Origin of the sequence: Anaerococcus sp. (assembly GCF_030825785.1) — a bacterium.
Classification (GTDB): Bacteria; Bacillota; Clostridia; order Tissierellales; family Peptoniphilaceae; genus Anaerococcus.
In genome coordinates this window covers 1-19275 of the sequence record NZ_JAPJPG010000010.1, presented here as the reverse complement: position 1 = coordinate 19275, position 19275 = coordinate 1, and the positions used below count along the sequence as shown (strand labels likewise).

Here is a 19275-nt window from a genome sequence, read left to right as displayed (position 1 = left end):
TTTAGCTTATAGAAAAAATATTATCATTAAAGGGGTATATTATTTTTGAGGATAATATTTTTTATTAATCAGTATAGAAATTAAGTGGATTAATGTGAGTCTAAATTGGCATATATTGATGGTCTAATAGTTTTAAGTACTTTTTGAGCCATATTATATTATAAAAAATGAAAAATCTTCCAATGCCTTATTTTTATTTATCAGAAGATAAATTCTGAATTAATTGTGCTTAGTCTAGGGAAGCGTACTGATCTAAGCTATAAAGCTACTGATTAAGGGGGGATGTAATGAGAAAAAATAAATTTATTTTGATAGATCTTATTATGCTTTTATCGATATTTGGAATAACTGAGTTTTACAAAGAATATATATTTAACACTTTGAAAAATAATGGGAATTCAATTTACTTAGTTTTTGCTTTTTCTATTATACTTCTGATTGCTTATATTGTGAGGTTTTTTGCTAGGCCTCCTTATGAACTCGCGAAAAAACTATATAGAAGTTCTTGGAAGATTTCAGGTTACTATTCAAGAATAGCTCTTAGAAGTGAAAAGAATTATGTAAATTCTTACGATTTTTGGGTGAAGATCAACTTAATTCTAATAGGGATTTTTATTTTGATTAACTTATTAATCGCTTTTTCAAACGATTTTATCTTCACAACCCCTATGTTTTTTGCTGATTTAATAGCAGGTTTTGCTTTGTCTGTAGGAGGATGGCTAGCTACTTGGATAAGAGAGTACAAATATTATAGATAATATAGTTTTGATTTATCATTAATAAAACTCTCTATTAATTTCATTCTAACAATATTCTGTTTTGTAATTCAGATCTAACATAAAGAAGGCAGGGACGTTAATCTCTGCCTTTTAGCTTATTTACTTAAAATATAATTATTTTCCAAAAATTTCTGTGCCTAGTTTAGTTTCTTCGATGTTTGCCCCGTTAAATACTATATTTTTGACATCATTTTGGTATTTGATATCTCCCCAGAGGATGCCGCCTACATAGGAATCTTCTTTTTTGAAGAGTTTGTAGATTTTGCCGTCTATTTCTTTCTTTTCTTCTTCGATTCCTTCACCTGAGTTCATGCCTGCTGAAAATAGTTTGATATCTCCAAGCATGAGGGTTGAGAATGGTTTTGGTTGCTTGTAAGATTCGCTATCTCCTGTCATGTTATTGCCTGCGATTTTACCCATTTCTTGGCTTGATGTCCAAAGTCCTATGGTAAATTGGCCTATTTGTGCACAGTCTCCTGCTGCAAAGATTCCTTCGTGACCTGTTTCTAGGTGGTCGTTTACCATAATTCCTCTGTCAGTTTCAAGGCCTGATTCTTGGGCCATTTTGATATTTGATCTAATGCCTGCTTGAACCATTATAGAATCTGCAGGGATTTCTGTTCCATCAGCAAGCTTTACTCCGCAAACTGCTCCATCTTTGTTGAGGATCTCTTCGGTGTTTTTGCCTGTGTAGGTCTTAATTCCCATATCGTTTAAGTTTTCTTCAAGTTTTTCTGAAAGCTCGCGGTCAAGTTGTCTTGCTAGTAGATAGTCGAAGCTTTCTATTACTGTGATATTTAGTCCAAGTTTTTGAGCAGAGAAGGCTGCTTCTAGTCCTAGGATTCCTCCTCCTATAACTACAACTTCCTTCTTACCAGCTACATATTCCTTGAAACTTCTAAGGTCATCCACAGTTCTTATGGCAAATACTCCCTTGGAGTCTATGTTTGTGATTGGTGGAACGAAGGCCCTAGCTCCTGTTGCGATTAGAGCCTTGCCAAATTCAATCTCTTCTCCATCGCCTAGATATGCAATTCTTTTTTCTGGATCTATCTTTTCTACTTTTGTAGAAAGTCTTTCTTCTATGTGTCTTTCGCTATACCAAGGTTCTTTTTTAACGAAAATTTCCTCTTCCTCGAAGTCCTTACAGATTAGTTCGGATAGTCTAGTTCTCCAGTAGGTGGATGGTTTTTCTTCTGAAACTATCAGAATTGAAGCATTTTCGTCCTTTTTTCTTATTTCTTCGGTCGCTGATAGGCCAGCAATTCCGTTTCCTATAATTAGATAATCGTACATAATATTCCTTTCCTATCTTTATTATTTATATCTATATTATACAGTTTGTTAAAAAATCTTACAAACTAAACAAAGCCCTAAAGGAGTAGGGTATAGTAGTAGGAAAAAGGGGGACTTATGATATTTAGAAAAGCAAGCTTAGAAGATATAGAATCAATTGGAGAAATTATAGAAATGGCGAGGAAGTCTCTTAGGGATGACGGGATTGACCAATGGCAGAAGACCAATCCTAATGAAGAGATGGTAAGAGAACAAATCGAAAAGGACGATGCCTATGTATTTGATAATGAGGGCAAGGTCCTAGCCTATACCTATGTTTTCGACGGGGTCGACCCTTCCTACAATGTCCATGAGGATAAGTTTAAGACGGATAGTTATTTTGTAATCCATACTTTGATGGTTGATAATAGGGGAATTGTCCCAAAGCTTGGAACGAAGTTTATGGAAGCTTTAGTGGACTTTACGGAAAAATCTGGCAAAAAAGCTATTAGAATCGACACCCACGAGGATAATTTCAGGATGAGGGGGCTCCTTCATAAGTTTTCCTTTGAGGAAATTGGCATAGTGCAAATTGATGAGGACGGCATTCCTAAAGATAGGATTTGCTATGAGAAAGTTCTATGAAAAATATTGGACAAGAAGAAATAATCAAAAATGCTAAGCTTCCTGCTGTGGTAATAGCAGGTCCCGGTACGGGAAAAACCCACACTATAGTAGGATTTGTGGCAGAAGCCATCAAGGAGGGTAAATTTCCCGCAAACAAAGTCCTAATCACTACTTTCACCAAAAAGGCGGCCCGTGAGCTTAATACGAGAATTATCACAAGGCTTAGAAAAGATGGCCTAGATACAGATCTTGAGGATATGAAGATAGGTAACTTCCACTCTCTTGCTATATCCTTTATCACAAAATACAGAAGGCTTGACGATAATTTCTTTAATCTTACGATAATCGACTCCAACATGGAGGAATTTATAGTAGAAGAAGATCTAGAGATTTTCACGAGCCTCCCTTACTTTGAGGACTTTATAGGAAAAGATTATGCTACGGCGACCATTCTTGATATCTTCCAAACCCTTATCAATCAAATGATAAATCCCTTATCATTAAAGGATTCGGCTTCTCCTCAAGATAAGCTAGCCTACGAGATATTTATGACCTACGAAAGGCTTCTAGACTCCTTGGGCCTAATTAATTTCCAGATTATCTTAAAACGCTTTTTGGACTTGCTTAAAGACCCTGTAATAGGAGAGAAGATAAGAGAAGAGATCGACCTTGTTGTAATTGATGAATACCAGGACACCAACCTAATCCAGGAAGAAATCGCCATCAATCTTACGAAAAATGGCAATATCATAGTCTTTGGAGATGACGATCAGGCCCTTTATTCCTTTAGGGGAGCCGATGCGAGAAACCTAACCCATTTTGACGAGAAATTCTACGAGAGAACTGGAATTAGGGCGAGTAAATATTTTCTAAATATTAATTATAGGTCCAATCAAGTTATAATCGATAAGGCGAGGGCCTTTATGGATGAGGCAGTTGGCTCTAGTAAGAAGGACCTTAAGTCAAATAAGGCAGAAGAAAATCCCAATACTATAGTAAGGGCTAGGGCAGATGAGATGGACAATCTCGTAATGATAGTTAAGCTCTTATCTAAAAAAATAAAACTCGGCCAAATTGCCTTTCTCTTTCCAAGCTTTAACAATTCTTATCCTTCAATCCTCCAGAAGAAATTCGAAAATGCTGGGATTAAAGTAATCAACAGGAAAAGTGATGGCTACTTTAGAAGAGAAGAAATTCGCCTAATAATTTTTGTTCTCCTTAAAATAACAAGAACAGGTCCGATCAATACCGATTTTAGGGGAGGAAAGATGACCTATGGGCAAAGACAGAAACTTGACTATAGGAGATTCCTTAAGGAAATCTATGAAGATGATAAGCTCAACAAAAATAGGGAGCTTAGAAATTTCATAGAGGATTTTTCAGAATCTTCTCCTATATCAGACCTTATTTATAAGCTTATGGGCCTTGAGACCTTTAAGGATATCCTTAAAGATAAGAATCAAGCTAGGAAAGATCTAATCTTTAAAAATATCAGCAAATTCATAAATCTTGCTGTCGAATACGACGAGATTTTTGAAGAAACTAATAGCTACTATCAGAAGTTCATCTTCTCCTATATTTTTATTTATTTTAAGAAAAACGCCATAGGAGAGTTCGATGACGATGATGTCTACGACGATGCCATAAATTTCATGACCATCCACCAGTCCAAAGGCTTGGAGTTTGAGGCGGTATTCGTATCTAGCCTAGGAGATTATCCAAGAAGAGATTACGATAAGTTTACCGATAGGTTTGTTGAAAAGGATAGCCTAGAGAAAAAGGAATTGGATTTCTATAGGAAATATTACACGGCCTTCACCAGGGCCAAAAACCTCTTGGTCATACTGGATAATTCTACAGATAGAAGGATTAAAAATTTTGCAAACACTCTCGATTCCTCATCCAAGCTAAGCTCTATTGACTTTAAGATGGAAGAGAGAAAAGATGATAAGAAAATCCTAGCCTTTACCACAGATATAGATGTCTATATGACCTGTCCACTAAAGTACAAATTTGTAAGGAAACTTTCTTTCAGGACTAAGAAGACACAAAGCCTAATCTTTGGATCAAAGGTCCACAATCTCGCTCAATATATCTACTCTCCTTCCTTTGACAAGAAGGATATGACAAGGTTTTTGTGGGAAAATAAGGGATACATTGAGCCAGTTTCAAATCTACTAAACAGGGGCTTTGATGTGAAGCTAAGCGAGGCGAACTACAAGGCGGATAGAGATTTCTATATCCTTCAAGGAAATATTGACCTTATTTTAGAAGATTCCTCAATCATGGATCTAAAGACTGGGTCTTTTGATGAGAAAAGTCTCGCCAAATACAGAAAGCAGCTTCTAACCTATAGACAGCTCCTTCTAGCTAACGGCAAGGAAGTAGGGGAAATCTACCTATATTTTATAGAAAAAGACGACCTAATCTCAGTAAAGGATGAAGGATTTGATATGGCTGCTATAGATGATGTAGCAAGGGAGATTGTAAGAGAAAACTTCGATCACAAGACCGAAGATAGGAAAGCTTGTAAGTACTGTCCTATGAAGCACTTCTGCGAGCGAGCTTGAAATCCCTCTACTATGCTATACAATATAGATAGGTGATAAAATGATTGAATCTCAAATGCTAAAGGGAGTTATAGAAGGCGTTATACTCCATATTATAAAAAACAACGAAACTTACGGCTATGAAATCGTAGAGGAACTAAAGAACTCTGGCTTTTATGCCATGACTGAAGGAACGGTCTACCCAATCCTACAGAGGCTTTCTAAGAAGGGCTTTATCTTTGGGGCCTACAAGAAATCTATGATTGGGCCAAAGAGAAAATATTACTATATAAGCCCAAAGGGCAGGGACTATCTCGATAGCTTTTACAAGTCCTTTGACGAGTTAAGTTATGCTACGGGAAATGTATTAAGTAAGGGGATAAAATGAGACTAGATAAGATGATAGGAAACTCTGGCCTAGATACCAGAAAAAATATAAAGAAAAATGCCAAGAAGGGAGCTGTCCTTGTAAATTGCGAAGTGGTAAAGGATACCGCAACCCAGGTCGACCCAGAAGTCGATGAAGTATACTATATGGGTCATTTCGTAGACTATTTTGAAAATATCTATGTTATGATGAATAAGCCTGCGGGCTTTCTTTCAGCGACAGAAGACAAAGACCCAACTGTAATAGATCTCTTGGATGATTTCTATAAAGTAATCGATTTATCCATAGCAGGAAGGCTCGATAAAGATACTACAGGCCTCCTCCTCCTTTCAACAGATGGTAAGTTCATCCACAAGGTAACAAGCCCAAATTCTAATATAGAAAAGACCTATCTTGTAGAAACGAGGGATAAGATAGATAACAGCCTAATAGACTTATTCAAAGAAGGAGTCTATATCAAAGAAGATGACTACACAGCAAGAAGTGCTGGGCTTGAGATATTAGAAGATAAAAAGGCAATAGTCAAGGTTACGGAAGGCAAGTTCCATCTGGTAAAAAGACTATTTTCAAATTGCGGCAACGAGGTAGAAAAGCTTAAAAGAATTGCCATAGGAGACTTATCCCTAGACGAACACTTGGCAGAAGGCGAGTATAGGGAGTTAAGTGATGATGAAATATCCCTACTTATGGAGTAAAATAAGGATAATATAAGTAAGGATTAGACGGAGAAAACTATGTATGAAAATTACGTAAAGAATATATTGGATAGGATTTTGGCTCTTTTGGGTCTTATAATCCTCTCTCCAATATTTTTGCTTACAGCCCTCGCCATCAAAATAGAAGAGCCCAAGGGAAAAGTCTTCTTTATCCAGAATAGATCTGGTAAGGAAGGTAAGGCTTTTTCTTGCATCAAATTTAGGTCGATGTCGACAGAGGCTCCAAACAATGCCGCAACTTGGGAGCTTGATAATGCGGATAGCTACATAACAAAAGTGGGCCGTTTCATCAGAAAGACATCCATAGACGAGCTTCCCCAGCTTATAAATATAATAAGGGGAGATATGAGCATAGTTGGCCCAAGGCCGGTTATTCTTAAGGAAGAAGAGCTAATTAACTTAAGGAGAGAGTTCGGGGCCTTGAGTGTGAGGCCAGGAATTACAGGACTTAGCCAAATTTCAGGCAGGGACAATCTCCCTCCTAAGAAAAAGGCCGAGACAGATGGAGAGTATGCAGAAAATGTAACTTTCTTAAATGACTTAAAAATAATATTAAAAACAATCCCTCAAGTCCTATCTGGAGAAGGGGTTAGTGAAGGTAAGAAGGAAGATTTTTAGATTTGACTTCCTTCTTTTATTTTTGGTAAATTTAAGGGCTTTAATCTATAATCAAAGGCTAGATGTTTATTAGAATATAGATAAGAAAACTTAAGTAATTTCCCTAAATCTTCGTAATTCTAGATTTCATCAAAAGAATTAAGTATCTGTTTATATGTCTAAAACTAGGGTAACTATCTTATAGTCACAGTTAGATTGGAGATGATTATGAGAGATAAGCTAAGTAATTACATAGAAATCTTTCAGGCTTTTTGTATATTTTCTATCGTGCTAGGATATTTCTTTATGGAAGATAGATTAAATTTTACTATTTTGGCTAGTTTTTTATCGCTCGTTTTACTAGCTTATAATATTATCATTTACAAAAAGTCAAAAGGAACTCTATATCTTTTCAATTTAATTTTGAGTATTTTGACATTTATCTTGTTTTTTATTTCAATGATTAAAAGGATATAGGAAAACCAAACATTTTCCCTATCTTTCTAAAGGTCAATCAAGAATAATCATTGAAGATACAAGCTTTTGCCCCTTTACATAAAAATATTTATGAAAATGATTGCAAGATTAATTTATTTATGGTAAACTACTAGTAAGAGAATATATTAGAGAAGACGAGCTGTAGTAATTTTACACGCTCGTTTTCTGTGTTCATGGAGGTTGTATGACTCGCGAAGAGATTTTCGATATAATTTATGAAAATCCTATAATCATGGCTATCAAAAATAACAAAGATTTAAGAGACTCTTTGGATAGTGAAAACAAAATAGTGTTCGTGCTTTTTGGTACTGTAGAAAGCATCCCACACATAGTTAAAAAACTTAAAAAACATGGCAAGATAGTTATGGTTCATGAGGATTTGATTGAAGGCTTATCAAGCTCTCAACTGTCTTCAGCTTTCATTAAAAATTATACTGACGCTGATGGAATTATTACTACGAGGCCGCAAAATGCCGCTTATGCTAGGCAGATTGGCTTATTTGCTATTTTAAGATTTTTTGTCCTAGATTCTCTGTCATATGAAAATGTGAAAGAGACTGTAAAGAAGGTAAATTGCGACCTTATAGAGATACTTCCGGGGATTATGCCAAAGATATTGGATGATATATCAAAAAGGACTAATATTCCTTTGGTGGCAGGCGGGCTAATCAACGAGAAATCGGATGTAATCGACGCCCTAAATGCTAACGCTATTGCGATATCGTCATCTAATACCGATGTTTGGAAAATGTAAAAGGAGATATTATGGGAAAATATATCATGGCACTTGATGCTGGAACAACTAGTAACAGAGCAATCATCTTTAACAAAAAGGGCGAGATCATGTCAGTGGCTCAAAAAGAGTTCACTCAATTCTTTCCACATCCAGGCTGGGTTGAACATGATGCAACAGAAATCTGGTCAACTCAATTAGGAGTTTGTACAGAAGCTATAGCAAAACTTGGCGTAAGTGCTGATGACATCGAGGCAATCGGTATTACAAACCAAAGAGAGACAACCATAGTTTGGGAAAAAGATACAGGAAAGCCTGTCTATAATGCAATCGTTTGGCAATGTCGTCGTACAGCAGATATGGCTGACAAATTAGTAGAAGATGGCTACAAAAAGACAATCCAAGATAAGACAGGTCTTGTAGTAGACCCATACTTCTCAGGAACCAAAATCCGCTGGATCCTAGACCATATAGAAAATGGTCAAGAGAGAGCAGAAAACGGCGAACTCCTCTTTGGTACAGTAGATACTTGGTTAATCTACAACTTAACACGTGGTAAGGTTCACGTAACAGACTACTCAAACGCATCAAGAACAATGATCTTTAACATCCACACCCTAGAATGGGATGATGAATTATGTGAAATACTAAATATTCCAAAATGTATGCTTCCAGAAGTTAAACCATCTTCACATGTCTACGGAAATACATTCCCAGGATACTTCGATGGCGAAATTCCAATAGCTGGTATAGCAGGTGACCAACAAGCTGCCCTATTCGGACAAACATGCTTCGACGAAGGAGATGCCAAGAATACTTATGGTACAGGTGCCTTCCTACTAATGAATACAGGCGAGACTGCTGTTAAGTCAGACAATGGTCTAGTAACAACCATAGCTTGGGGACTTGGAGACGGCAAGGTAAACTATGCGCTTGAAGGTTCAATCTTCGTTGCTGGATCTGCTATCCAATGGTTAAGAGACCAACTAAGAATTGTAGATGCTGCTGATGATACAGAATATATGGCAACCAAAGTTGATGATACAAACGGCTGCTATGTAGTTCCAGCCTTTACTGGTCTTGGTGCACCATACTGGGATGCTTACGCAAGAGGATCAATCGTTGGTATAACAAGAGGAACAAGCAAATACCATATAGTTAGAGCAACACTAGAATCCCTAGCTTACCTAACAAATGATGTTCTCCAAGCTATGAGTAAGGATAGTAAGAGAGACCTTCACGAACTTAAGGTAGATGGTGGAGCTAGTGCAAACAACTTCCTAATGCAATTCCAATCTGATATGATCCAAACTAAGGTAGAAAGACCTAAGACACTAGAGACAACAGCTCTCGGAGCATCTTATCTTGCAGGACTTGCTGTAGGTTACTACAAAGACCTAGAAGAGATCAAAGCAAATCGTCTAGTTGACCGTGAATTTACCCCGGAAATCTCTGAAGAAGAAAGAGATAAAAAGGACAGAAACTGGCAAAGAGCAGTTGATAGATCATTCTCTTGGGCAAAAACCTACGAAGAATAATTAGAAAATTAGAAAAAATATGATATAATATAAACAGAATATGAATTAGAGAAGGCGAGCTAAAGTATTACCCTACTTTAGCTCGCCATTTTTCCGTTAGAAAAAGGGAGGAATATATGTATGATGCTATAATTATAGGCGGTGGAGTTACAGGAACATCAATAGCCTACCAATTGTCAAAGAAAAAAGGAAAATTCCTATTATTAGAAAAAAACGAAGATGTATGTACAGAAACATCTAAGGCAAACTCAGGAATCTGCCACGGTGGATATGACGCAATTCCTGGAACAATGAAAGCTAGGATGAATGTTAAGGGAAATCATATGATGGCTGATGAGGCTAAGAAGCTATCTTTTCCTTACAAACAAATTGGAACTTTGGTTTTATGCCACGATGAAAAAGATTATCCAAAACTAAAAGAGCTTTATGATCAAGGTATAGCAAATGGCGTAGGTGGTATGGAAATCCTTGATGGCAACCAAGTTCGTGAAATGGAACCAAATGCCTCAGACGATGTATGCTATGCCCTATATTGTAAAGAAGCTGGAATAATAGATCCATTTCTTATGAATATTGCTTTTGCTGAAGTATCCAACATAAATGGAGTTGACTATAAATTTAATGAAAAAGTAACAGAAACAAATCCAAAAGACGGATATTGGGAAGTTGTTACAGAAAATGCTACATACGAAACTAAGGCAGTCATCAATGCAGCAGGACTTTACTCAGACGAAATCCACAACAAGGTTAGCGATGAGAAGTTTGAAATAAAAGCTAGACGTGGTGAATATCTCTTACTAGATAAGGACACTAAAGGCTTTGTAAACCACGTTATGTTTAACCTACCTACAGAAAAAGGTAAGGGAATCTTAGTTTCACCAACCATAGATGAAAATACCCTAGTAGGTCCAACATCAGACTTTGTAGATGACAAGGGAGACTTAAGATCAACTAGAGAACACCTGGAAGAAGTCATCGAAAAATCAAATGATACAGTTAAAAACGTACCAGTAAGAATGGTAATCACATCATTTTCAGGAAACAGAGCTCACGAAGTCGGAGGAGACTTTATCCTTAAGGAAAGCCTTGATGGATTCTTCGATTGTATAGGAATAGAATCTCCAGGACTAACCTCAGCTCCAGCTATAGGTGAATATATGGCAAATCTCGTAAGCGAAAAATTAGACTTAGAAGATAACAAAGACTTTGTCTATGATAGAAAACCTACACCAAAGACAAGTGAACTAAGCCTAGAAGAACACGATAAACTAATCAAGGAAGATCCAAGATACGGTAAGATTATCTGCAGATGTGAAAAAGTAACTGAAGGTGAAATAGTAGATGCCATCAACAGACCACTAGGAGCTAGAACAGTTGACGGAGTCAAAAGAAGAGTAAGAGCTACAGCAGGAAGATGCCAAGGAGGCTTCTGCCTACCAAGAGTTATGGAAATACTTGCTAGAGAGCTTGATGAAAATTACGATGATATAGTCAAAAACCACAAGGATTCTTACTATATCAAAGGTCATGTAAAGTAAGGAGGGCACAATGAAAAATTATGATTTAGTAGTAGTAGGTGGAGGTCCTGCAGGTCTTGCTGCAGCTGCCAAGGCCTATGATTTGGGTGTAAAAAACATCCTTGTAGTAGAAAGAGACGAAATGCTCGGAGGAATCCTTAACCAATGTATCCACAACGGATTCGGCCTACACAGATTCAAAGAAGAGCTAACAGGACCAGAATATGCCCAAAGATTTGCAGATCTAGTAGAGGAAAGAGACATAGATGTCCTCCTAAACACAATAGTAATGGATTTTGCAAATGACAAGACCCTTACACTAATGAATGAAGAAAACGGAATGTTTACCCTAAAACCAAAGGCAGTTATCCTTGCCATGGGTTGCAGGGAAAGGCCAAGAGGAGCCCTAAACATCCCGGGAAGTAGACCAGCTGGAGTATATTCAGCAGGAACTGCTCAAAGAATGATCAACCTCGAAGGCTACATGCCAGGAAAGAAAGTCGTAATCCTAGGATCTGGTGATATCGGCCTAATCATGGCAAGAAGAATGACCCTAGAAGGTGCCGAAGTCCAATGTGTTGCAGAAATAATGCCATATTCTGGTGGATTAAAAAGAAATATAGTTCAATGTCTAGACGACTTTGACATACCACTTTACTTCAACACAACAATCTCAGGCATCGAAGGAAAAGACAGAGTAGAAGGCTGTACCCTTTCCCAAGTTGATGAGAACATGAAAGTAATACCAGGCACAGAAAAACACTACGACTGTGATACTATCCTTCTATCAGTAGGCCTCCTTCCAGAAAACGAACTAACCAAAGAAGCGGGAATCGAAATAGATCCAAAAACCAAGGGAGCTATCGTATCAGATAGATTAATGACAAACATCCCAGGGGTATTCGCTTGTGGTAATGTCCTACACGTTCACGACCTAGTAGATTACGTAACAGACGAAAGTGAGCTAGCAGCAGAAAACGCAGCCCACTATATAGAAGGTAAATTCGAAGAATCTAAGGCGGACCCTATATATCTAACAGCAGGTGAAGGCATAACCTACACCTTGCCACAATACATCAACCCAGATACGATGGCTGATAAGGCAATCGTTAGATTTAGAGTAAACAACGTATACCAAAACAGAATCCTAAAAATGTACGTTGATGGCAAAGAAGTATCAAAGAAAAGAAAATTAGTATATGCTCCAGGAGAGATGGAAGATCTAATCCTAAAGAAAGAAGACCTTCCAGAAAGAGCTAAGGAAATAGAAATCAAATTGGAGGAAATATGAAAAGAGACCTAACATGTATCAATTGTCCTCTAGGCTGTTCTGTAACAGTAACTATGGATGATGACGGAGAAATAACAGACATCACAGGAAACTCCTGCAAAAGAGGTGAAGTTTACGCAAGAAACGAAGTGACAAACCCAGTAAGGACTGTAACATCAACTGTCAAAGTTGAGGGCGGATCTGCTTACTCTGTCCCAGTGAAGACTAGTGATGCAATACCAAAGGGCAAAATGAAAGAAGCAATGGTTGAAATTAACGAAGCCGTTGCCAAGGCTCCTATCAAAGTAGGGGATGTGATAATTGATTCAATAGCAGGCACAGGAATAAAGCTTGTAGCTACTGCCAATAGATAAAATATAAATAAAATCTTCTCTAAAAAATATATTTTTACTAAAACGCGGGGCGAAACTCGCGTTTTTACTTTAATAAGCAGATATTATGTTCAAAATATATGGTATTATTTAGCAAACTATGTTATAATAATAGTAAAAAGAAAGCTTTTGTTAGAAATATTTAAGATTGAAATATATTATTATAAAATATTACATAAAATCTATAAGCTTTAGAAGAAAAACATACATAAATTCTAGGAGGAGATATGAAAACGGAGAGAAAATTTAAGCTATTAGTACTTATCCTGCCAGTTCTAATGCTTATCCAAGCCTTCGTCCTTACACCTACGGGTTTTGCTCAGGGAGGAACGAAAGAAAATTTAAGTATCGAATACGATATCAGTGCTTGGTCTGCCAATAAGTCTATTGAAGAGAATGATGATGATAAATTTTTCAAAAATTTTGATTTTAAATCGTCTCAAAGACAAGTTAGATATTGGAAATTAGATGAAGACTCGTTAAAAGATAAAGACTTGCTTAAATTAAGAGATGATTATAATAAGAAATCTGAGAAAGACCTTATGGCAGATGAGAATCTCGGAGAAGGACAGTTAAGCGAGTTAGCTAAAATAAAATATAATGGAAAATTCTATGATGAGATTGATTTTTCATCAGAAGAATTCAAGGATTTTACTAAAGATGATTTGTCTAAACTAAATACTGAAAGAATACTTATTAAAGATCTTGAACCAGGATACTATCTAATAAAAGAAACAGACGACTCTAAGGAAAGAGTTGCCGCTATGGACAAAGAATATGGTCAAAAAAGCGGAGATCTTGTAACAGCTATAATTAAAATTCCTGATGATATAAAAGAAAAAGCTGAAGATGGGTCTCTTATTTACCATATGAAAGAAAAGGTTGATATACCTGTAACAGATTTAAGAATAATTAAAGTTGATAAAAAAAATCATAACAAAAAACTTGATAAAGTAGAATTCAAACTTTATGTTAGAGATAAAGGCTCAAAAGAAGAGGGAGCTCTTGTAAACTTTACAGGAGATTATGGAAAATATGTATACAGTTCCAAAGAAGTAACTGCTGATCAAATTCCTAACATGAAGACAAATACATATGGGAAAATCGTAGTAAGCGACTTACCAGTTTTACCAGATGGTAAAGAGTATTACTTCAAGGAAGTTGGACCTGTTGGCGAATATAAAAATATAAAAAACATCAATCATGAAGTTACAGGACTTAATTCCAAAGATGAAAGAACAGTAGAAAATGAAAGAATACCATTCTTGCATAAGACCGATGATAAAGGGAAGAATTTGGAAAATGCTGAATTTAAAGTATATGATAAAGATGGAAAAGCATTAACATTTAAAAAAGATGATGGTAGCCTACCTGAAGGATACGGTTATGGTTATATGTATGATCCCGAGGATAAAGGTAAAGAAGAAATTCTAACAGATGGTACTGGTGATATTTTCTTAGGTGGCATACCTAAAGGAGAAAACTACTCTATTAAGGAAACAAAAGCTCCAACTGGGTTTAAACTAAATGAAGAAGCTATTAAGTTCGATGTTGATGAAAATGGAGTAATATTATTCGAACGAAATGGAAAGAAAGAACAAGCCACTATTCCATTTGTAAACATTCCAGTTGGTGGTAAAACAATCGAAAAGAACCCTAAGGGTGGTAGAAAGTTTGTAAAAGTTGCATATGATGATGAAACTGAAAAACTAAAAGGTGCTAAGTTTAGAGTCGTAAAGATAGTCGATGGTAATAAAGAAGATGTATTTAAGGATAAAAAATACTATGTTACTTCGGACGAAAATGGTAATTTTGAAGTTAATGATTTGCCTTATGAAAAGGATGGAACAACTTACTATTTGGAAGAGACTGATGCTCCAAATGGTTATATGGCTAATACAAAACCTATTCCATTCAAAATTTCAGCAACATCTTACTCAGAAACCCACCAAACTATAACAAATGAGAAGGAACCACCAAAAGAGGAAACACCTCCGCCACCAGAAACTCCTTCCACTCCAACCAAGACACTTACCTCAAGGAGTCGTGGTCCATTAGTTAAGACTGGTGATATCAGGATTTGGATTTATTTTGCCATAGGTTTACTTATGATTGTGGCAGGATCTGTCATTATTAAAAATCAAGATAAAAAACAAGAACTTGCATAGCTTAAGATAGATGCGGTAGGAATATCGTATCTATTTTGCTTATAAAGGATTTTAGATGGCGATTTTACGTAAAAATAAAGAAAATAAAAATATTAAGAAACAACCTTCCAAAAGGGCCAAGTGGACCTTTAGGCTTGTTTTCTTCTTGGGTTTCTTGGTAGCTCTCTACCCCTTAGTCAACAGACTCTACTATAGGATTGATTCCAACAACCAAGTATCAGTCTTTAATGAAGGTACCGACAAGCTAGCGACAGAGGAAATTGAAAGAAGGATGGGTCTTGCCCGCGCCTACAACGACTCCTTGAACAATTCTGTCTCCGAAGACCCTTATGCCAAGGACAAGCAGAAAAAGGGAAGGGCAGAGTATGCGAGAATGCTTGAAGTCCACGAGATGATAGGCCACGTTGAGATACCAAAGATCAACCAAGACCTGCCAATCTATGCAGGAACCGCAGAGGAAGTCCTCCAGAAAGGAGTAGGCCACTTGGAAGGAACCTCTCTTCCAATCGGAGGTAACTCCACCCACTCGGTCCTTACAGCCCACTCGGGTCTACCTGAGGCAACTCTCTTTACCCACCTTGGAGAGCTTGAGATAGGCGATAAGTTCTACGTCCACAATATTTCAGAAACCCTAGCCTACCAGGTCGATCAAATCAAGGTTATAGAGCCTACCAATTTCTCAGACCTATTAATCGATCCAGGCCATGATTATGTAACCCTTCTTACTTGTACTCCAATAATGATTAACTCTCACAGACTCATTGTTAGAGGCCACAGGGTGCCTTATGTACCTGCTGTAGACGAGGAGCTAATCAGGACGACTAAGACAAATTGGATATTTAGATTATTATTCTTTATAGCTTTATTCTTGATTATTATCTTGATAATCTACCTATGGAAGCTAAGAAGAGATAACAAGAAATATTACACAAGGATTGAAGATATTAGACAAAGACAAGATAAATTGATGAATAAGTCCAAGAAGGTGAAAGAAGATGAAGACTAATCTAAAAGATAAGCTTAAGTTTGGTCTAATCTTCCTAGTGGGACTTCTAATATTTTCCTACCCTATGATTTCCCAGAAGTTTTATGAAATAAAAGCAGATGATGAGATAATCGAGTTTGTCAAACAGAGTAAGGAAATCAACGAAGAAGAGGTAAACAAGAGGATGGAGCTTGCAAGGGCCTACAACGAGACCCTAGATCCTTCGAGGTTGTCTGACCCTTACAGCAAGAAGGAAGAAGAAGCTAGGGCCTACTACGCTCATATGCTTGAAGTAAATGAGATGATAGGCCACGTCGAGATACCAAAGATCAACCAAGACCTTCCTGTGTATGCCGGAACCAGCGAGACAGTCCTTCAGAAGGGCTGCGGCCACTTGGAAGGGACTTCTCTTCCTGTAGGGGGTAAGTCTACCCACACGGTAATAACAGCCCACAGGGGCCTTCCTGAAGCTGTTTTGTTTAGGTACTTGGACCAACTAGTTGAAGGAGATATTTTCTACTTCCACAACATCCAGGGAACCCTAGCCTACAGGGTCGATCAAATTATGGTAGTCGAGCCAACCAACTTCGAGCCTGTCCTAGTCCAAGAAGGCAAGGACTACGCGACTCTTTTAACCTGTACACCATATATGATCAACTCACACAGGCTTTTGGTCAGAGGCCACAGGATTCCTTACCAGGAGGCCATAGATGATGGTATTGCCAATACTCCAAGATTTAAACCAGACTTTTTCCAACTATTGCTAATACTAATGCCTATACTGGTATTTTTGATAATTGTATCAACTAGAGAGAAAAGAATCTCACTAAACTTAAGAAAAGAGGTAGAAGATATTGAAAAAACAATCAAAACTAACAAAAATTAGCTTCATAGGATATCTTCTTATCCTTATTGGTCTACTTTTTGTAACAGTGCCCTTGATAAATAGGACTGCAAATGAGATTTCCTATAACAGGAGATTAGAAGAATTCGAGAAAGAGCAAGCAAATAGACCAAAAGAAGAAATCGAAGAAGAGAACCAGGCTGCCGAAAAATACAATGAGTTAGTCAAAAACTCCGACACCAGTATCCTAGATCCCTTTACTACAGAGGATAACCAGAATCGTTATAATTACTTCAAAAACTCAAACGAAGTCTTCGCCTACCTAGAAATCCCTAAGCTAGGCAAGAACCTCCCAATCTACCTTGATGCGACCTTAGATCACATATCAAGAGGAGTTGCCCAAGTAGAAGGAACAAGCATTCCAGTAGGAGGAAAGGGAACAAGATCTGTAATAGCAGGCCACAGAGACTGGTGGGGAGATACCATGTTCCTTTATGTAGACGAACTAGTCGAAGGAGATGATGTCTACATCAAAAGAGCTACAGAGACGCTTCACTACAAGGTAAGTGACAAAGAAGTAATAGGCCCATATGATTGGGATAGACTAGAAAAAAGAGGAGACCAAGACGTCTTAACCCTCCTAACCTGCTCACCCTTCTACCCACCACGCCCAGACAGACTCCTAGTAAACTGCATAAGATACGAAGAGCCAAAAGAAGCAAATGGAGAAGAAAAGAAAGAAGATAAAAAAGAAGACCAAACTCCAGTAAAAAGAGTACAAAGAGCAAGTCTTCTAACAAAACTAGGAGCAATCCTTGGAATAATTCTAATAATTCTCCTCCTAGTTAGACTGATTAAAAGAATAAAATACACAAGAAAAAACAAATAAAACAAAAATCCCTTGGAAAATAAAAATCCGAGGGATTTTTTGTAGCAAATTTTAAGATTTAACCCAATTATCCAGAAAAATCAAAAGGCCAGTGGTAATCTTATAATTAAATGAATAAAAGAGGCTTCTCCACTACGGTCGAAGCAAGGGAACTCTTTTATCTTACATAACATTAATGTAAGCAAATCCCTTATGTCTAATGGTTCTGGCCACAATGAACGAAGTGAATTGATGGCAGACCTTAATCGAGGAAGCCCTCGTCATGGGCTACTGTTTTGCAAAGCAAAATAGTGTAGTATCCTTTGTTAATATTAACAAAGGATAAAAGAACGATGAATATCGTTCAAAGTTAATAAGATAAAGGTCAAGCTATGCTATCCTCTAAGAGCCGGATGGGCTATTCTCTGAATCCGAAAACTACCGTCGAGCGAAGTCGAGATATCTCATCAACGATTTCAGATATAATGAATCTTACTAGAACATATCGCCACCTCTAATGGAATTGTCACAGTGAGCGTAGCGAACTGATGAAATTCCTTAATCGAGGCTTTGCGAGCATGACGTCCTCCCATAGCCGGACAGGCTGTCCCTCGAATCCGCAAACTACCGTCGAACGAAAGTGAGAGGTCTACAGAACCTTGGGACGTGTTTGATTTAAGATTTAGTTATTTACGTAGATAACTGGAACTTTTATATTTACAGGTCATCGTATACTGTAGATCTCTCGTCGCTCCGCTCTGTCGAGATGGCGTAACTTCTGTTTGAGTTTATCTCAAATTATATATCTTGTTGTTTTGATTACTGTAACTGTGAGAGCCTTCTCCGCAAGGTCTAAGCAAGGGTAAATAGGTCCTTTATATAAGGGCAATAGAAATAGCCTCTTATATTTAATGGTCTTGGCAACAATGTACAAACCTCCCAGTACCCTTATCTGAACAATTTCCCTTATGTCGACCGGAGCGAAGTGGAGACATCTCTTCAATATTGTAAGCTCTAATGGATCTTAGTTAAACACATCACACCACCTATAATGGAATTGTCACAGTGAGTGTAGCGAGCTGATGAAATTCCTTAATCGAGGCTTTGCGAGCATGAGACGGAGTCGAATCCGCAAACTACCGTCGAACGAATGTGAGAGGTCTACAGTCTATGATGACATGTAGATAATAAAGAAGAATCAATCTAAGCAGAATTCCCAAGAGGCTTCTCCACAAGGTCGAAGCAAGGGAATAGTGGTACTCACATAAAAGTAAGTTATGCTATTCCCATTATATCTAATGGCTATGGCCATAAAGAGCAAAAATCCCAGTACCCTTATGTCGACCGAAGTGGAGACATCTCTTTGCAAGTGTTAATTTACCATTAAAGGCTTCGCACCACCGAGCCTCACCTTCTCAAAACCGCAAGTATCAATTAAATTTAATTAATGTTAAAGTAAGCACAAAAAAAGCTAGGTCTTATTAACCTAGCTTTTTATTGTTCACTTAAGTGAGTTGAGCGAACGAAAGAG

Annotated in this window: 16 protein-coding genes; 15 read left to right on the top strand and 1 reads right to left on the bottom strand. The window is 37.3% G+C overall.

The genetic code is table 11. The annotated features are described in order from the left end of the window. The first annotated feature begins 287 nt into the window (after nt 1-287). The gene (locus RCH56_RS02635) at nt 288-758 is read left to right on the top strand and encodes a hypothetical protein (RefSeq protein WP_306483450.1); all 471 of its coding nucleotides are present in this window, start codon (nt 288-290) and stop codon (nt 756-758) included. A gap of 135 nt (nt 759-893) precedes the next feature. Here RCH56_RS02635 and RCH56_RS02630 read toward each other — a convergent pair whose 3' ends face one another. Continuing rightward, nucleotides 894-2075, bottom strand: a complete 1182-nt coding sequence (locus RCH56_RS02630) for an NAD(P)/FAD-dependent oxidoreductase (protein WP_306483449.1) — start codon at nt 2073-2075, stop codon at nt 894-896. 117 nt (nt 2076-2192) lie between these two features. Between RCH56_RS02630 and RCH56_RS02625 the strand changes: the two genes are divergently transcribed. The 14 genes from RCH56_RS02625 to RCH56_RS02560 all read left to right on the top strand — a co-directional run bounded on the left by RCH56_RS02625 (nt 2193) and on the right by RCH56_RS02560 (nt 17765). Beyond that, nucleotides 2193-2699: a GNAT family N-acetyltransferase gene (locus tag RCH56_RS02625; protein ID WP_306483448.1), complete on the top strand. Its 507-nt coding sequence runs from the start codon at nt 2193-2195 to the stop codon at nt 2697-2699. Next, nucleotides 2696-5251 carry an ATP-dependent DNA helicase gene (locus RCH56_RS02620; protein WP_306483447.1) on the top strand — a complete coding sequence of 852 codons (2556 nt, stop codon included), beginning with the start codon at nt 2696-2698 and terminating at the stop codon, nt 5249-5251. The genes RCH56_RS02625 and RCH56_RS02620 overlap by 4 nt, the downstream gene beginning before the upstream one ends. Before the next feature lie 40 nt (nt 5252-5291). Then, nucleotides 5292-5618: a PadR family transcriptional regulator gene (locus RCH56_RS02615; protein WP_306483446.1), complete on the top strand. Its 327-nt coding sequence runs from the start codon at nt 5292-5294 to the stop codon at nt 5616-5618. Continuing rightward, nucleotides 5615-6313 carry a pseudouridine synthase gene (locus RCH56_RS02610; RefSeq protein ID WP_306483445.1) on the top strand — a complete coding sequence of 233 codons (699 nt, stop codon included), beginning with the start codon at nt 5615-5617 and terminating at the stop codon, nt 6311-6313. The genes RCH56_RS02615 and RCH56_RS02610 overlap by 4 nt, the downstream gene beginning before the upstream one ends. Nucleotides 6314-6352: 39 nt before the next feature. Next, complete coding sequence (locus RCH56_RS02605; RefSeq protein WP_306483444.1) at nt 6353-6952, top strand: sugar transferase; 600 nt, start codon at nt 6353-6355, stop codon at nt 6950-6952. Between the two features lie 661 nt (nt 6953-7613). After that, nucleotides 7614-8183, top strand: coding sequence for a glycerol-3-phosphate responsive antiterminator (locus tag RCH56_RS02600; RefSeq protein WP_306483443.1), 570 nt, complete (start codon nt 7614-7616; stop codon nt 8181-8183). A gap of 11 nt (nt 8184-8194) precedes the next feature. Then, nucleotides 8195-9700 carry a glycerol kinase GlpK gene (glpK, locus tag RCH56_RS02595; RefSeq protein WP_306483442.1) on the top strand — a complete coding sequence of 502 codons (1506 nt, stop codon included), beginning with the start codon at nt 8195-8197 and terminating at the stop codon, nt 9698-9700. Nucleotides 9701-9816: 116 nt separating this feature from the next. After that, nucleotides 9817-11238, top strand: coding sequence for an NAD(P)/FAD-dependent oxidoreductase (locus tag RCH56_RS02590; RefSeq protein ID WP_306483441.1), 1422 nt, complete (start codon nt 9817-9819; stop codon nt 11236-11238). Between the two features lie 10 nt (nt 11239-11248). Beyond that, nucleotides 11249-12508, top strand: a complete 1260-nt coding sequence (locus tag RCH56_RS02585; RefSeq protein ID WP_306483440.1) for an NAD(P)/FAD-dependent oxidoreductase — start codon at nt 11249-11251, stop codon at nt 12506-12508. Beyond that, a complete protein-coding gene (locus RCH56_RS02580) occupies nt 12505-12861 on the top strand; it encodes a DUF1667 domain-containing protein (protein ID WP_306483439.1) in 357 nt (118 codons plus the stop codon). The genes RCH56_RS02585 and RCH56_RS02580 overlap by 4 nt, the downstream gene beginning before the upstream one ends. Nucleotides 12862-13106: 245 nt before the next feature. Next, nucleotides 13107-15047 carry a collagen binding domain-containing protein gene (locus RCH56_RS02575; protein WP_306483438.1) on the top strand — a complete coding sequence of 647 codons (1941 nt, stop codon included), beginning with the start codon at nt 13107-13109 and terminating at the stop codon, nt 15045-15047. A 55-nt stretch (nt 15048-15102) separates the two neighbouring features. After that, nucleotides 15103-16053 (top strand): class C sortase, encoded by a 951-nt coding sequence (locus tag RCH56_RS02570; RefSeq protein ID WP_306483437.1) that lies wholly within the window; start codon nt 15103-15105, stop codon nt 16051-16053. Further along, nucleotides 16043-16918, top strand: a complete 876-nt coding sequence (locus RCH56_RS02565) for a class C sortase (RefSeq protein ID WP_306483436.1) — start codon at nt 16043-16045, stop codon at nt 16916-16918. The genes RCH56_RS02570 and RCH56_RS02565 overlap by 11 nt, the downstream gene beginning before the upstream one ends. Continuing rightward, nucleotides 16887-17765, top strand: a complete 879-nt coding sequence (locus RCH56_RS02560) for a class C sortase (RefSeq protein WP_306483435.1) — start codon at nt 16887-16889, stop codon at nt 17763-17765. The genes RCH56_RS02565 and RCH56_RS02560 overlap by 32 nt, the downstream gene beginning before the upstream one ends. Nucleotides 17766-19275: the final 1510 nt, after the last annotated feature.

Bases quoted from the DNA above. Each gene is read 5' to 3' on its own strand.
- RCH56_RS02635 (WP_306483450.1), top strand. From the start codon at position 288: ATGAGAAAAAATAAATTTATTTTGATAGATCTTATTATGCTTTTATCG.
- RCH56_RS02630 (WP_306483449.1), bottom strand. From the start codon at position 2,075: ATGTACGATTATCTAATTATAGGAAACGGAATTGCTGGCCTATCAGCG.
- RCH56_RS02625 (WP_306483448.1), top strand. From the start codon at position 2,193: ATGATATTTAGAAAAGCAAGCTTAGAAGATATAGAATCAATTGGAGAA.
- RCH56_RS02620 (WP_306483447.1), top strand. From the start codon at position 2,696: ATGAAAAATATTGGACAAGAAGAAATAATCAAAAATGCTAAGCTTCCT.
- RCH56_RS02615 (WP_306483446.1), top strand. From the start codon at position 5,292: ATGATTGAATCTCAAATGCTAAAGGGAGTTATAGAAGGCGTTATACTC.
- RCH56_RS02610 (WP_306483445.1), top strand. From the start codon at position 5,615: ATGAGACTAGATAAGATGATAGGAAACTCTGGCCTAGATACCAGAAAA.
- RCH56_RS02605 (WP_306483444.1), top strand. From the start codon at position 6,353: ATGTATGAAAATTACGTAAAGAATATATTGGATAGGATTTTGGCTCTT.
- RCH56_RS02600 (WP_306483443.1), top strand. From the start codon at position 7,614: ATGACTCGCGAAGAGATTTTCGATATAATTTATGAAAATCCTATAATC.
- glpK (WP_306483442.1), top strand. From the start codon at position 8,195: ATGGGAAAATATATCATGGCACTTGATGCTGGAACAACTAGTAACAGA.
- RCH56_RS02590 (WP_306483441.1), top strand. From the start codon at position 9,817: ATGTATGATGCTATAATTATAGGCGGTGGAGTTACAGGAACATCAATA.
- RCH56_RS02585 (WP_306483440.1), top strand. From the start codon at position 11,249: ATGAAAAATTATGATTTAGTAGTAGTAGGTGGAGGTCCTGCAGGTCTT.
- RCH56_RS02580 (WP_306483439.1), top strand. From the start codon at position 12,505: ATGAAAAGAGACCTAACATGTATCAATTGTCCTCTAGGCTGTTCTGTA.
- RCH56_RS02575 (WP_306483438.1), top strand. From the start codon at position 13,107: ATGAAAACGGAGAGAAAATTTAAGCTATTAGTACTTATCCTGCCAGTT.
- RCH56_RS02570 (WP_306483437.1), top strand. From the start codon at position 15,103: ATGGCGATTTTACGTAAAAATAAAGAAAATAAAAATATTAAGAAACAA.
- RCH56_RS02565 (WP_306483436.1), top strand. From the start codon at position 16,043: ATGAAGACTAATCTAAAAGATAAGCTTAAGTTTGGTCTAATCTTCCTA.